This window comes from Chthonomonas sp., assembly GCF_035294505.1.
In the GTDB taxonomy this organism is placed as follows: Bacteria; Armatimonadota; Chthonomonadetes; order Chthonomonadales; family Chthonomonadaceae; genus Chthonomonas.
Window position 1 is genome coordinate 92,644 of sequence record NZ_DATGKU010000038.1, and the last position, 13,585, is coordinate 106,228.

The 13,585-nt window shown below is 57.2% G+C and carries 13 protein-coding genes and 1 pseudogene; 9 read left to right on the forward strand and 5 right to left on the reverse strand.

The window, feature by feature from the left end; all coding sequences use genetic code 11:
* Positions 1-23 precede the first annotated feature (23 nt).
* From VKV18_RS01755 to VKV18_RS01790, 8 genes are all read left to right on the forward strand, one after another.
* The gene (locus VKV18_RS01755; protein WP_324202506.1) at positions 24-1,229 is read left to right on the forward strand and encodes a dihydrolipoamide acetyltransferase family protein; all 1,206 of its coding nucleotides are present in this window, start codon (positions 24-26) and stop codon (positions 1,227-1,229) included.
* Complete coding sequence (locus VKV18_RS01760) at positions 1,226-2,590, forward strand: MmgE/PrpD family protein (protein WP_324202507.1); 1,365 nt, start codon at positions 1,226-1,228, stop codon at positions 2,588-2,590. Before VKV18_RS01755 ends, VKV18_RS01760 begins: the two co-directional genes overlap by 4 nt.
* Complete coding sequence (prpB, locus tag VKV18_RS01765) at positions 2,587-3,459, forward strand: methylisocitrate lyase (RefSeq protein ID WP_324202508.1); 873 nt, start codon at positions 2,587-2,589, stop codon at positions 3,457-3,459. The genes VKV18_RS01760 and prpB overlap by 4 nt, the downstream gene beginning before the upstream one ends.
* A gap of 168 nt (positions 3,460-3,627) precedes the next feature.
* Entirely contained in the window at positions 3,628-4,599 is a 972-nt protein-coding gene (locus VKV18_RS01770; RefSeq protein ID WP_324202509.1) for a cation diffusion facilitator family transporter, read from the forward strand.
* Positions 4,600-4,604: 5 nt separating this feature from the next.
* Positions 4,605-5,822: a glycosyltransferase gene (locus tag VKV18_RS01775; RefSeq protein WP_324202510.1), complete on the forward strand. Its 1,218-nt coding sequence runs from the start codon at positions 4,605-4,607 to the stop codon at positions 5,820-5,822.
* A 23-nt stretch (positions 5,823-5,845) separates the two neighbouring features.
* Positions 5,846-6,742: an N-acetylmuramic acid 6-phosphate etherase gene (murQ, locus tag VKV18_RS01780; protein WP_324202511.1), complete on the forward strand. Its 897-nt coding sequence runs from the start codon at positions 5,846-5,848 to the stop codon at positions 6,740-6,742.
* Between the two features lie 130 nt (positions 6,743-6,872).
* Positions 6,873-7,541 carry a DNA-3-methyladenine glycosylase gene (locus tag VKV18_RS01785; RefSeq protein WP_324202512.1) on the forward strand — a complete coding sequence of 223 codons (669 nt, stop codon included), beginning with the start codon at positions 6,873-6,875 and terminating at the stop codon, positions 7,539-7,541.
* Positions 7,535-8,392 carry a DUF92 domain-containing protein gene (locus VKV18_RS01790; RefSeq protein ID WP_324202513.1) on the forward strand — a complete coding sequence of 286 codons (858 nt, stop codon included), beginning with the start codon at positions 7,535-7,537 and terminating at the stop codon, positions 8,390-8,392. Before VKV18_RS01785 ends, VKV18_RS01790 begins: the two co-directional genes overlap by 7 nt.
* A gap of 256 nt (positions 8,393-8,648) precedes the next feature.
* On the opposite strand, the gene VKV18_RS01795 is transcribed toward VKV18_RS01790, so the two are convergent.
* The 5 genes from VKV18_RS01795 to VKV18_RS01815 all read right to left on the reverse strand — a co-directional run bounded on the left by VKV18_RS01795 (position 8,649) and on the right by VKV18_RS01815 (position 12,788).
* Positions 8,649-9,179, reverse strand: a complete 531-nt coding sequence (locus VKV18_RS01795) for an HNH endonuclease (protein ID WP_324202514.1) — start codon at positions 9,177-9,179, stop codon at positions 8,649-8,651.
* Positions 9,180-9,292: 113 nt separating this feature from the next.
* A complete protein-coding gene (locus VKV18_RS01800) occupies positions 9,293-9,445 on the reverse strand; it encodes a hypothetical protein (RefSeq protein WP_324202515.1) in 153 nt (50 codons plus the stop codon).
* A 337-nt stretch (positions 9,446-9,782) separates the two neighbouring features.
* Entirely contained in the window at positions 9,783-10,925 is a 1,143-nt protein-coding gene (locus tag VKV18_RS01805) for a hypothetical protein (protein WP_324202516.1), read from the reverse strand.
* A gap of 15 nt (positions 10,926-10,940) precedes the next feature.
* Positions 10,941-11,927: a sugar phosphate isomerase/epimerase gene (locus tag VKV18_RS01810; protein ID WP_324202517.1), complete on the reverse strand. Its 987-nt coding sequence runs from the start codon at positions 11,925-11,927 to the stop codon at positions 10,941-10,943.
* A 108-nt stretch (positions 11,928-12,035) separates the two neighbouring features.
* Positions 12,036-12,788, reverse strand: coding sequence for a sugar transferase (locus VKV18_RS01815; RefSeq protein WP_324202518.1), 753 nt, complete (start codon positions 12,786-12,788; stop codon positions 12,036-12,038).
* Between the two features lie 536 nt (positions 12,789-13,324).
* Between VKV18_RS01815 and VKV18_RS01820 the strand changes: the two are divergent.
* Positions 13,325-13,585: pseudogene (locus tag VKV18_RS01820) on the forward strand (RNA-guided endonuclease TnpB family protein); the annotation flags it as partial.

The window sequence follows — 13,585 nt, forward strand, 5'->3', positions numbered from 1 at the left end:
GGTAAAGGAGCCTTTGGAGAAAGATGCCGATAGAAGAGGTGTATATCCCTCAGATGGGTGAGGGATTGCAAGAGGTTGTTATCGTTAAGTTGCATAAGCAGCCGGGCGATGTTGTGAAGCGAGACGAGCCTTTTTATACGATGGAGACCGATAAAGCCTCCCTCGAAGTGGAGTCGCCCTACGATGGCGTGTTGCGCGAGTGGCTGGCGGAAGAGGGGGCCGTGCTGCCTATCGGTGCTCCTATTGCCCGCATCGAGGTGCTCGCTACGATGGCAACATCCTCGCTGCCAGCTAAGCTCTCTGTAGACGTTGAGGGGGAGGGCGTCGGCCTTGAGGGGGAGGGCGTCGGCCTTGAAAAACAACAATTGCCCTCCGTAACGATTCCACCTCGCACGCGCGCCTATTGCAAAGAGCATGGCATCTCTGAAGAGGAGATGCGCCGTATCCCCACACCCACCGGCAAGCTGTTGCCGGAGCATGTGGATGCCTACCTGCAAGCAAAGCGGTTGCAGCCGTCGGCTCCAGCGCACAATATCTCTACAGAAGGCGACTACGCCGATCGCCCGCTTAGCGTGCGCCAACGCACCTTCATTCACCGCCTGCTGCGTAGCCAACAGACGGTGGTGCCCGCTTCGGCGAGGCGCATTGTGGAGTGGGGGCGCATTCGACGTTTCGTAGACCGCCTGCGGGCGGAAGAGGAGCTGAGCGACGACCCTGCCGAGAAGGCGCTGAAGCCTACCGCCTTTCAAACGTTTGCCTACTGCGTTGCCCAGGCACTCAAAGAGCATCCACGGTTCCGCTCCACCCTCGTCGGCGAGGCCACCGTGCGTGAGTACCGGCACGTCAATCTCGGTATTGCGGTGGCCTTACCGGAGGGCGAACTGGTGACGGCAGTGGTGCCCAACGCGGATACCCTCTCTTTCACCGACTTCCTACGAGTGGCCCAGGAGCGCATCGAAAGGGCGCGCGGTGGAGAAGACCAGGCTGCCGAGACAACGCAGTTTCTCCTAAGCTACCTAGGCCCTTACGATATTCTCGATGCCACGCCCGTTTTGGTGGCCCCGGCGGTTGGGGTGCTGTTCATCGGCTCGGCCTACACGCTGGAAGGAAAACAGGTGGCCAATATCTCACTTACCTTTGACCATCGCGTTGTTCAAGGGATGGATGCCGCGCTGTTCCTACAAACCATCGCCCGCAACGTCGAGGCCGTTGAGGAGATTGTGCTATGAACCTTGCTCAAAAGCTTAGCCGCTATACCGACCAATTGACCTACGAACTTTTGCCGCCGGAGACGGTTCATGCGGTGAAGCGCCATCTCATAGATACGTTGGGTTGCGCTCTGGGCGCCTACGACAGCGAACCGGCCTCCATTGCGCGATCGGTGGCAGGCACCGTCAGCTGCGCCTTGCCGGCCACCGTAATCGGTGCCGGCCTCAGCAGTTCGCCGGAGATGGCCGCCTTTGCCAACGGGGTCGCCTTTCGTTACCTAGACTACAACGATACCTATCTCTCTAAAGAGCCGGCGCACCCCAGCGATAACTTCGCCGCCGTGCTTGCCATCGCCGAACCGATGGGGCGCACCGGCAAGGAGCTGATAGTCGCCACCGTTTTGGCCTACGAAATTCAATGCCGTCTGTGCGACGCTGCCTCTATTCGGGCACGCGGCTGGGACCATGTGACCTACGGCTCGTTCTCAACGAGTTTGGCCGCCGGGAAGCTTCTGCATCTCGATCAGGAACAATTGACCCATGCGCAGGCCATCGCCGCCGTCTCTCATAATGCGCTGCGCCAAACCCGTGTAGGAACCCTCTCGCACTGGAAGGGGTGTGCCTTTGCCAACGTAAGCCGCAATGGGGTTTTTGCTGCCTTGTTGGCACGCCATGGCATGACCGGCCCCTCCGACATCTTTGAAGGTGAGATGGGGTTTTGGAAGCAGATATCCGGGCCTTTTACCCTGCCGTTGCCCGATCCGCCCGCCCCTCCCTTCAAAATTCAAGAGGCCTGCATCAAGTTCTACCCTGCAGAATACCACGCGCAGAGCGCCATAGATGCCGCCCTGGCGTTGCGACCGCAGATCGGCTCGATGGAAGCCATCGAAAACATCACCATCTCCACCTTTCGGGCCGCCGCCGAGATCATCGGCAGTGAGCCGGCAAAGTGGCACCCTACCACTCGCGAAACCGCCGACCACAGCTTGCCCTACTGTGTGGCCGTGGCCTTAAAGGAAGGCCGCGTAACGCTCGACTCGTTCGATGCAGCCCATCTCAATGATCCTGTGCTGCACGAACTGACCCAAAAGATCAGTGTCGAGGTGGATTCCGCCCTCGATGCCCGCTATCCGGAGGGCATTCCGAACCGATTGCGGGTTCGGCTGCGGGATGGGCGTGTGCTGGAAGAGGAGGTGACTTTCCCCAAAGGGCATGCGCGTAATCCCTTAACGGACGAGGAGGTCGAGGCGAAGTTCCGACACTTGGCCTCTCCCATTCTTTCAGAGGAGCGTATCGAGATGGTGCTGAAACGATGTTGGAATCTCGAAAACGAGACCGATCTCAGCGGCCTTCTGGCCCTATTGACGGTTGAGAACCTATGACGCTCTCGCCTGGTGCGCGGCTACGTGCGCGACTAAAGCAGGGTCTGCTGGTTTTGCCCGGTGTTTTCAATGCAATTACGGCGTTGCTGGCCGAGCAGGTCGGCTTTGAGGCGCTTTACCTCAGCGGGGCCGGGGTAACCAACAGCCTTCTCGGCATGCCCGACATCGCTCTCATCACCCTCACGGAGATGGCACAACAAGCGCGCTATGTGGCCCGTGCGGTAAGGCTGCCCGTTGTGGCCGACGCGGATACGGGCTACGGTGAGACGCTGAATGTCGTCCGTACGGTAGAGGAGTTCGAGCAGGCCGGTTTGGCCGGGCTGCACTTGGAAGACCAGGTGGCGCCGAAGCGGTGCGGCCATCTCGATGGAAAACAGGTGATTCCGGCGGAAGAGATGGTGAAAAAGATTCGCGCGGCCGTTCGTGCGCGCTCCGACCCCAACTTTTTCCTTATTGCCCGCACCGATGCCCGCTCCATAAACGGCCTTGAGGATGCCATCGCGCGGGCACAACGCTATCTGGATGCGGGAGCCGATGCCATCTTCCCCGAATCGTTGGAGAGCCGAGAGGAGTTCGAAGCGTTTGCTAAGGCGGTTTCAGCTCCCCTCATGGCCAACATGACGGAGTTCGGCAAAACGCCCTATCTGCGCGCACAGGAGTTTGCCGAGATGGGCTATGCGATGGTGATCTTCCCCATGACGGCCTTTCGCGTGATGATGCACGCGGCTCGCGAGGCGTTGCATACGTTGAAGGAGACCGGTACACAACAAGGCCTGCTCGACCGAATGCAGACCCGCAAAGAGCTTTATGAGTTGCTGCGCTATGCGGATTACGAGCGCCTCGATAAAGAGATTGCCGAAGGCGGATAAAGAGCGACAGCCTTTACTTGAACGGTAGACAAAAGTGAACGGTAGACAAAAGGTAGAGCGCGTAGCGATGAGTAGGTATAATCTCCTGGCGCACTTTTAGGGCAGCCGTTGGCGTAAGAAAGAAGTAGGCAACTGTTGGGGATGCGGAGGCGATAGGGAGCGTAGATTATGTCGGAAACGACGCGGCACAAGCTGAAGGCGGCCCTGCTTTCGGTGCTCACAAGCGGAATTCTCACCGTGCTAAAGCTTTTTGTGGGGCTACAGAGCGGTTCTGTGGGTGTCCTCTCCGAATCGCTGCATTCCGGCACCGATCTGCTGGCCGGCTGCATCGCCCTTTTTTCTGTGGCCACCTCCGACCGTCCGCCCGATAAAGAGCATCCCTATGGGCATGGAAAACTAGAAAGTCTCGCCAGCCTCTTCGAGGGAGGCCTTATTCTTTTGGGGGCGTTTTGGGTAGGGCGCGAAGCTTGGCAACACCTCCTTCACCCGGCGACCCTCCATCCGGCAACGACCGACGCCTTAGCCGTGATGGTTCTTTCAACCCTCTCCGATTTTGGGGCGTCGGCCTACCTCAAACGTACGGCCCAAAAAACCGATTCGCCCGTGCTGGCCGCCGATGCCCTTCATCTGTTTTCGGACGCTCTTGCCTCCGCAGCCGTCCTCGTGGGTCTCGTGCTGGTGCGTCTTACCGGCTGGTATCGGCTTGACTCTCTCTTGGGGTTGGCCATCGTAAGTTGGATCGTCCTTACCGCCTTCAAACTCTGGTGGGAGGCCTTTCAACTGCTTATGGATACCCGCTTGCCAGAACAGGAAGAGGCGGCTATTCGCCGCATTCTAGAGGCAGACTCACGCGTCCTAGGGTATCATAAGCTTCGTACGCGAAAGATGGGCTCCCGACGCGACGCTGATGTGCATGTGCAGATAGAGGATGAATGTAGCCTGGTGGAGGCACACGCGCTTACGGAAGAGCTGGAGGACCGCATTCGGGCCGCCCTGCCCTCGATCCACATCAATATCCACATCGAGCCGTACCATATGGAGATAGCACACCAACGCAGTGCCCATCAGCAGGATGAAGAGCGGGCCTCACAACAACAGTATCTGCGCCTTGAGGCAGAGACCAATCGAACAAAAGAATAGACTTTATGCGACACGGGTTCCTTTTTATACATCATCTGTTTCTGCTACTTCGCTTGCTTCCATGGCGCCTCATTCATCTAGCGTTCTCGCTCGGTGCTCTCGTGATATGGGCGGTGGCCTTGGGGCTGCTGGTTTGGGGCCGAAAGTTCTATCGCCAACTCTCCTCCATTTTTTTTACCAAAGAGGAGATGGAGCATCTCCCCACGCTCTCTATCCTCGTCCCCGCCTGCAACGAGGAGGCCACCATCGAGCGCGCCATGCGAAGCCTGCTGGCTTTAGACTATCCTTGTTTCGAGATCGTGGCGGTGAACGACCGCTCTACCGATGCCACCGGCTTTATCCTGGAACAGCTGGCCAAGGAGGACCCTCGGCTGCGTGTGTTCCATGTGGATCGTTTGCCGATGGGATGGCTTGGCAAAAACCATGCCCTTCATGTGGCCAGCGCCCAAGCGAAAGGAGAGTGGCTGCTCTTTACCGATGCCGATGTTGTGTATGCCCCTCAAACGCTTCGTAAAGCGGTGGCCTACGCCCGCCGCCGCCAGATTGACCACCTCGTTTTGGCCCCACGATGTGAAACACATGACTTCTGGGAGCGGCTTTTTGTAAGCTATTTTAGCCTCATGTTCAGTTTTCGCACACGCCCTTGGGCGTTAGCCGATGCACGTAGCAGCGCCTATGTGGGGTTGGGAGCTTTTAATTTAGTGCGAGCGGAGGCCTATCGCCGCTTTGGTGGCCATAAGGCCCTTGCCATGGAGGTTATTGACGATGTGAAGCTCGGTAAAATGATTCGCGCCTACGGCTTCCGAAGCGCCCTCATGCAAGGCAGCGATCTCATCTCCGTGCGCTGGGTGGTTGGGCTGCGCGGTATTGTGGATGGGCTTACGAAAAACGCCTTTGCCGGCTTCGATTTCAATTTGCCACTCACCTTCGGCTCTAGTCTGCTTCTTATCTACATTGCGCTCTATCCGCTTCTGGCGCTGATGCTGCCAGGCCATCTCACCCATCTGCTTGGACTGGGCAGCCTCATCGCGATGATGCTGGGGGCGCGAACCACCAGCGCCGTTTCCGGTGCCGGGCCCGAATACGGACTTGGCTATCCCCTGGCAGCGCTTTTGCTGGTCTACGTCATCCTACGCTCCACCTGGTGGACTTACCGCCAAAATGGCGTGGTTTGGCGCGGCACACTCTACCCGCTTGATGAGTTGCGACGTGGCGTGGTGTAACGAAGGCAGGGAGTTTTAGGCGCATGTCGGAACTGGCAAAACTTGAAACCGAAGCCCGAAACCCCGCCACCTTTGACCTCGATAGGCTTGAGCCTCTTGCCCTTGTGGAGGTTTTGCATCGCGAAAACTACAAAGTGGCCGAGGCGGTTGAGCCGCTGCTACCGCACATCGCCCAACTGGTGGAGATCGTCGCCCAGCGTCTTGCAAACGGGGGACGGCTGTTCTATGTGGGTGCCGGCACGAGTGGAAGGCTGGGCGTGCTCGATGCCAGCGAGTGCCATCCCACCTTTGGAGTGCCGCCGGAGATGGTTCAAGGCATTATTGCCGGCGGCCCAAAAGCCCTTACCACACCGGTTGAAGGAGCGGAGGACGATAGGGAGGCGGGGGCCGCCGAAATACGTGCACGTGGTGTAGGGCCGAAGGATGTGGTGGTGGGCATTGCCGCCAGCGGCCGCACCCCCTTTGTTCTCGGTGCGCTCGAAGCAGCCCAGGCAAGCGGAGCCGTTACCGCCGCCGTTGTGAACGTGCGCGAGGCCACCATGAGCCGCTATGCCCACTTCACCTTGGCGGCCATCACCGGCCCCGAAGCGCTTACCGGCTCCACGCGCCTGAAGGCCGGCACGGCGCAGAAGATGATTCTCAACCTCATCACCACCGGTGCTATGGTGCGCATGGGCAAAGTCTATCAGAACCTCATGGTAGACCTTAGGGCCACCAATACGAAGCTACGCGATCGGGCTATTCGCATCGTTGTTGAGGCCGCCGGCACCGATAGAAAGCAGGCGGAGCAGGCGCTGGAGGCGTGTGACTGGGAATGTAAAACGGCCATCGTCATGCTTCTTGGCCATATGGATGCTGCCACTGCAAGGGCGCGCCTTCAAGCTGCCGGCGGGCGTGTACGTGAGGCGTTGGGCGAGTGATACCGCACCGTATGGAACGGCAAGGTCCTTTTAAGAGGCACCGGTAGGCAACTATTGGGTATCATGAGCACAGAAGAGGGGCTTTTTGCACTTGTCTTCTAGGCAGTTGCCATAACGAAAGGAAGCAAAGGTGTCGGCCTGGGTGCCTGTGTCGAAAGAGCTATTCCACACGCCGACTTTAGAGGTTGCTAGGCGCCTCCTGGGGATGTTATTGATTCGGCGAGAGCCAGAAGCCCTGCTCATTGGGCGCATCTGTGAGGTGGAGGCCTATACGCAAGACGACCCTGCAAGCCACTCATATCGTGGCCTAACGAGTCGTAACCGCTGGATGTTTGGGCCGGCAGGGCATGCCTATGTGTATCGAATCTACGGCGTTCATTACTGCTTCAACGTAGTTACGGGCGAGGAAGGGATAGGGGAGGCCGTGTTGATACGCGCCGTCGAGCCGCTTTGTGGGCAGGAACAGATGGCTCTTCGCAGGCGTCTAAGCGAGAAAGGCGTTGTTCTGTCGGAGCTGCTTACGCAAAAACGGTGGCTACGCGCGCTGTGCAGCGGCCCTGCACGCCTGTGTGAGGCCTTCGGAATAGACACCACCTTCAACGGAGTAGACTTGATGAACCCGCAAAGTCCGCTCTTTTTGGCTAAAGAGCGCGAGACAGAAGGGATACCCACACCCATTATTGCTACATGTCGGGTAGGGATCACGCAGGGACGTGAGCGGCAATGGCGTTTTCTGTGGGGCGACAGTCCGTTTATATCGCGCCCTCCAAAGCGGGAAGAGAGAGAAGCCCTATGTTAAATACGATGTTGGTTGCACCACCCTGGTGGGTTGCGTTTCTCTTGATGGCGCTCTGCGCCGGTTTGGCGTACTGGTGGCGGCTGCTGTCGTGGGATGGGGCGATCGCGGCCACCCTATGTGGCACCATCATCTACGGCGATGGGGGGGCGCGGGCGATTTGGCCTCTGCTTGCCTTTTTCCTCAGCGCTTCACTTCTCTCTAAATGGGCCAAGCCGAAAGCACGTCTCCACAGCGTCGCTGTGGGGGTAAAAGGAGAGCGACGCGATGCGGCCCAGGTGCTTGCAAACGGAGGCATTCCCACTCTCATAGCCCTCTATTTTCATTTCTATGCGCGCCATCATCTGCCGGCCTATCGGCTTGAGGCCGTCCAACTGCTTTTTCTTAGCAGCATCGCTGCGGTGAACGCGGACACGTGGGCTACGGAGATCGGCACTTTCTTTGGAGTAAAGCCGCGTTCTTTGCGCAATTGGCAGCCGGTGGCACCGGGGATTTCAGGCGCGATCTCCTGGCCGGGAACGCTTGGGGGCGTATTAGGGGCAGCATTTATTCCGTTGGTGTCGTGGCCGTTGTGGCACCTTAACGTGGCGGAGTTCGTTTTGGTGACGTGGGCGGGGTTCATGGGGTGCGGTATTGATAGCTTGCTAGGGGCGAGCCTACAGGCGCAATATCGTGATGCGATCACGGGGCGAGATACGGAGCGCCCTCGCTCGGCGGATGGCCAGCCCAACACGAAAGTTCGCGGATGGCGTTGGATGACCAACGATGTAGTGAATTTTTTGGCGGCGTGTGGCGCCGTGCTCTGTGCCCACTATCTCATTCGCGCAGCAGCCCCACTGTTTCCACCCTACTAAATCCAGTCGCTTGCCTCTGAAGGGAGGCAGGCTCTAGAGGCAAGTAAACGACCGCACGCCTAAAAGCCGAAGCTCCCTCTCGTTTTGCTTCGAGGCGACACACTTCAAGGCCGACGCCCTCCCCCTCAAGGCCGACGCCCTCCCCCTCAAGGCCGGCGCCCTTCCCCGCTGTCGAGATGACATGGCTTCCGCGCGCACATTTCTATGAAAAAACCCTCCCCGATAGACGGGGAGGGTCTATTTTTACCGACGGGTGTTAGCTTTCCGGAAAGTCGGCAAAGGTAGGCAGGTAGGTACGCCACACAGCGTTTTGCCGCCCCAAAATATACTTTGTAAGGCTTATGTAGGGCGTATAGCGCGGCCTGCGCGGTGGGCGAATAAGCCTCATGCCAACCTGGTGCGGCAACTTATCCGACTTGCGGATGTTGCATCGGCGACAGCAGGTTACCAAATTTTCCCATGTGGCCTGCCCTCCGGCGCGGCGCGGTATTACGTGGTCTATGGTAAGCTCTTTGGTTACCGTGCCGCAATATTGGCAGGTGTAGTTGTCTCTGGCGAAGATGGTACGTCGGGTGAGTTTCAGCTCGGGCAAGGGGCGACGCACATGGTGACGCAGTTTCACCACCGAGGGAACCGCGAAGGTGCGCTCGGCGCCCACAATGGTTTGTCCCTCTTCGGTATGCAGAATATCTGCCTTTCCTAAGAAGACGAGGGCGATGGCGCGCCGTACCGAACAGACGTTCAACGGCTCATAGTCACTGTTGAGAACGAGCACCTCTTGGTTCATCTCGGTGTTCCTAATTCCTTTCTAAGCAGTATTTTGGTTCATAGAGACGTTCACATAGAAAACTAAAAGACCCGCACCGTCGGGATTTACGGAGCGGGTCTTGTTGACACATTTTAAGGCGCATGGCGATGCAAGTGATGGCTAAGGTAGCGTAAATAGCGCAGACGATCCGCCCCGGCACGATATCGCGGTTTTTGAGAACCGGTATGTTCTTGCCGACGCTCAGAGAAACTGTCTAAAATTGTCGCTTTATAGGCCACCATCATGCTGTTTGCACCTAGTGCGTACGGTGTTTCCCTAAGGAGACATGCCGATAATATCTACGCTCTATTTTCGGCATCTATCTCACTTTTAGTATATCAGACTATAACGAACCTGTCAATAGTTCCCTCCGATTCGGATGAAGAAGAGATGTTTCGCAAAATTGGGTGGAGGAGCCTATAAGCCCTCGCTTCCGAAATGCGCGTGATGTGAATGACCTATCCCTAAGCGGGTTTCACTCTTCTCAGGAACGGCTTGAAGCTTTCTGGATACGGAAGTGTCAAAGGTATTCCGTGTCGGCCGATCGTTGGCAACGCCAGAACTGTTCGTTGGGGTGAGCAGTCACCGATTAGGAAGAGAGGAGATGGAAGGCAGGGGCCTAAGATAACCTTCGGAGGCGAGAAGTACCTGCCGGCCTTTCGGCAGTCGGTTCTCCAGTAGTCCAACGGTGAGGGCGGCGAGGGCTTCACCTAGGCCCACCGAAGGCGGAGCGACTAATCCCTCGCAGTGACCTGTTGCAAAAAGGAATCGCATGGTGGGGGTGTCGCCATAGCCTACAACCGGCCTGTTGCGTAGTCCAGGGGAGGCCGCTAAAGCTTGCTGCAACATGGGCATTTGTGCGGGATCCAGGCAGGTAAACCCCTGAAATGGTGCCAAAGAAGCAGTGGCCGTTGGGATTTGGGGCGAGGTCATCACATCAAGCTGACCGGTGGTGATAGAGACGAACCCTTCCATTAAGGGAAAGGGCGCACCGCCCCGGAAAATCGCAAGATTTTCTGCGGACCCCGATGTCGGCTTTGAAGGCAGAGGGGGGCCGATGGCCAATACTTTGCCCCCGTTGGGCAAAAGGTCCATCATGGCCAAGCCGCACATTCGTCCGGCGGAAAGGGCATCGGTTCCCACAAATCCGTCGAAGCCTGGGGTGTATGGTGCTTGATGAGGCTCTTGAGCGGCCGCCGAGGTAATGCGATCGTTGTTGGCGTCGCAGAAAACGCAGATCGCCCCTATTTTGTGGGCTTGGGCCGTGATGGCGTTCCAAGGCATGGAGGGGGCAACAACGCAAAGTGCATTCGGGCGAGAAGCCAAAGCGGCCGACAAACTGGGGCTGGTTATAGGGGTCACTTTCAAGGCACGGCATAGGGCTAAAAACCCACGTGTGAGCGCGGCGCGGTCGAGGGTGGAGCTTTGGGCGGGCAGTACAAGCGCAAGCCGCCACGGAGTGGGGGCTGCCGGCAACGATTCGAGGTCAGCCGGAGGAATCTGCGCCGATTCTAAAGGTGCTTTCTCCGCTACTGTGGAGCTGGACTGGGAGGAAGCCCAGGTAAGGTTAGGCACGACCGGAGGGTTCACATCGAGGCGACAGCCGGTTAACAGGCTAAAGAGGTAGGTGACGAACAACAGCCCGATCTTTTGCAGCCAAACACGAACGACATGCCTGCTTCGGGGTATTGCAAGTTTCCGGCAGCAGGCATGTCGGTGAAACATACGTTTTTCCTTATCCTATTCGCGTGCCCAGAACATCGCCCCCGGCTTTTCCTGAACCACAGCAACCTTCAGGGTCTGTAGAGCCTTGGTAAGCCCTTCCCGGGTGCTCATCATGCCATCCTCATGCTCGATGGAGAGCACATAGTCGTAACCCACCATGCGAAGGGTGGTAACGAAATCGTTCCACCACTGTTGGCTATGACCGTAGCCTACAGAGCGGAACACCCAACTGCGCTCTGCAATGGCGCCGTAGCTTTTAACGTCGAGATTGCCGTTAATGGCCGAGTTGATGGGGTCTATGCGCGTATCTTTGGCGTGAACATGGAAGATGGCGCCCTTGGGGCCTAGATAGCGTACGGCGTTGAGCGGCTCGATGCCTTGCCACCAGAAGTGAGAGGGGTCGAAGTTGCAGCCTATCTGCTCGCCGGCCGCTTCACGCAGTTTGATCACGGTCTCTGGGTTGTAGACGATGAAGCCGGGATGGGCCTCGATGGCGAACTTTACGTTATGTTGCTTTAGGAAGGCATTCTGTTCCTTCCAGTAGGGGATGGCCACCTTGTTCCACTGGTAGTCTAGAATATCGCGATACTCATCGGGCCAGGCGCAGGTTACCCAGTTGGGGTTCTTGTCGTCGGGGCCACCGGCGGGGCAACCGCTGAAGCCGTTCACCACGCCCACCCCCAGCTTCTCAGCCAGCAACACCGCATTGCGAAAAGCATTATGGTGGTCTTGGGCGATGGCTTTATCGGGGTGAAGCGGGTTGCCATGCACGGAGATGGCGGATATCTCTAAACCGCGGCTTTCGCACATCTTCAGCAGACGTTTGCGAGCACCTTCGTCTTCAATGAGGGTTTGAACGCCGCCAAGGTCATTGAGATGGCGCGAGCCGGGGTAGGCACCACCACCGAACTCCACCGTTTGAATGCCGGCCTCGGCAATATAATCAAGCGCCTGCTCGATGGGGCGATCGTGGAAAAGGGCCGTAAAAATGCCAATTTTCATTCGGTTTCTCCTCCCTGCAAAAGAATATTGGGCAAAACCCTATTTCGGCATATGTATGGAAATATCCTTCATTCGGCGACCAAGAAAGAGACAAGGGCACGCGCGATGCTATTTCCAGCCGATGAGATTGGCGTCGCCGGTTTCGTCCCTTGGGGTAATTCGCTGTTGCGTGATGGCTAGGGAGGGAAACGGCTCTTCGACAAGGGAACCGCCTATGAGCACCTTCGCGGTGTCCCAAAGCACTTTCGCATCGTGCAGGAGAGAGCGCTGAGTTACATAGTTGACGTCCATCTGACACTTGATGGGCAGCAGTTCTTCGATATAGAACTGTTCGCGCTCCTCCACGTTCACCAACAACTCTTCCTCGTTGCGAAACATCAGCTGGGTGGGGCCGGTGATGCCCGGGCGGACGGCTAAGACAAGGTCGCGTTGATCGGGCGGGAACTTCTCCACGAACCGAGGAACCTGGGGGCGGGGGCCGACCAAACTCATATCTCCCTTTACCACATTGATGAGTTGAGGCAGTTCGTCGAGTTTCGTGCGACGTAAGAAGCGACCGAGAGGGGTAATGCGCGAATCGTTGGCAGCGGTACAAAGAGGCCCGTTCTGATCGGCGCCGGCGTACATCGTGCGGAACTTATAAAGCTCGAAGATGCGGTTGTGCCGTCCAACACGTTTTTGCCGATAGAAAACGCCTCCGGGAGAGGAGACATAGACGGCGATGGCGATGCAGAGAAGGGGGATAGCCAACAGAACCAACAGGGTCAAACCAACGGTAACGTCGAGAAGACGCTTAACGAACTCATACTCGGGCTTGGGGGGAAGCGGATTTTGATTGTTACTTCTTTCTAACCCGTCCATGCCTGAAGTTCTCCTCTCTCGACCTACTAGGTTCTGCCCCCGTATTTTTGCGGGGTTTGTGGGCACAAATAGCACCTACCTAGGTTGACTTTCGCCACATGGGTATTGCTTATACAGATCGCGGTGCAGAGCCTTAGGGAGGATGCACCACGAGAGGTTCGTTAGATTCTGTCGTTTCTGGACTACATCCTTAGATTATGCCATTTTCACCGTACAATTATAGACTTTTCTAGGGCTAGGCGTCAACCTCCTTGCGAATTTAACTTGTGGAGCAAAGCGGCTAGGGGGCGGATAGGGCTTATTTTTGCGCCTTATGGGCAGCTTTTCGGTAAAATATCTTTTCATAAAAACATAGCACGGAGACCCCCTGCGTTTACGCGGGGGAGGAATTGCTATCCGCATTCGCCCGATTGTCGAGAGCAATCGTGGCGTCACAATAACTCCTCGCACTCCTTTCCGCTTTCACTGGTAAGTAGAGAGTATTTGTGGTATAATACTCTCGATAAACAAAGATTATCCAAAAGAAGGGCAAGGTGGTGAAAGTCACGTTGCGTCTGAAGCTGTATAGAAACCCTGCCACCGAAGCGGCCCTATGGGAAACGCTCTTGCAGTTTACCGACTGCTTCAACGCCGTATGTACTTACGGTTGGGAGCAGAACGAGCGCAACGGAACCCGACTGCACCGGGCAACCTACAAGTCCCTTCGGAAAGCGCACCCTGACCTGCCTGCCCAGTTGGTCGTAGCGGCGAGAAGGAAGGCAGGGGAAGCTCTCAAGTCGGTACAGGAGCGCAAGAAG

Coding starts and splice junctions, on each gene's coding strand:
- VKV18_RS01790 (WP_324202513.1), top strand. CDS start 7,535: ATGTTAAATACGATGTTGGTTGCACCACCCTGGTGGGTTGCGTTTCTC.
- VKV18_RS01800 (WP_324202515.1), bottom strand. CDS start 9,445: ATGATGGTGGCCTATAAAGCGACAATTTTAGACAGTTTCTCTGAGCGT.
- VKV18_RS01815 (WP_324202518.1), bottom strand. CDS start 12,788: ATGGACGGGTTAGAAAGAAGTAACAATCAAAATCCGCTTCCCCCCAAG.
- VKV18_RS01755 (WP_324202506.1), top strand. CDS start 24: ATGCCGATAGAAGAGGTGTATATCCCTCAGATGGGTGAGGGATTGCAA.
- murQ (WP_324202511.1), top strand. CDS start 5,846: ATGTCGGAACTGGCAAAACTTGAAACCGAAGCCCGAAACCCCGCCACC.
- VKV18_RS01795 (WP_324202514.1), bottom strand. CDS start 9,179: ATGAACCAAGAGGTGCTCGTTCTCAACAGTGACTATGAGCCGTTGAAC.
- prpB (WP_324202508.1), top strand. CDS start 2,587: ATGACGCTCTCGCCTGGTGCGCGGCTACGTGCGCGACTAAAGCAGGGT.
- VKV18_RS01770 (WP_324202509.1), top strand. CDS start 3,628: ATGTCGGAAACGACGCGGCACAAGCTGAAGGCGGCCCTGCTTTCGGTG.
- VKV18_RS01805 (WP_324202516.1), bottom strand. CDS start 10,925: ATGTTTCACCGACATGCCTGCTGCCGGAAACTTGCAATACCCCGAAGC.
- VKV18_RS01810 (WP_324202517.1), bottom strand. CDS start 11,927: ATGAAAATTGGCATTTTTACGGCCCTTTTCCACGATCGCCCCATCGAG.
- VKV18_RS01775 (WP_324202510.1), top strand. CDS start 4,605: ATGCGACACGGGTTCCTTTTTATACATCATCTGTTTCTGCTACTTCGC.
- VKV18_RS01760 (WP_324202507.1), top strand. CDS start 1,226: ATGAACCTTGCTCAAAAGCTTAGCCGCTATACCGACCAATTGACCTAC.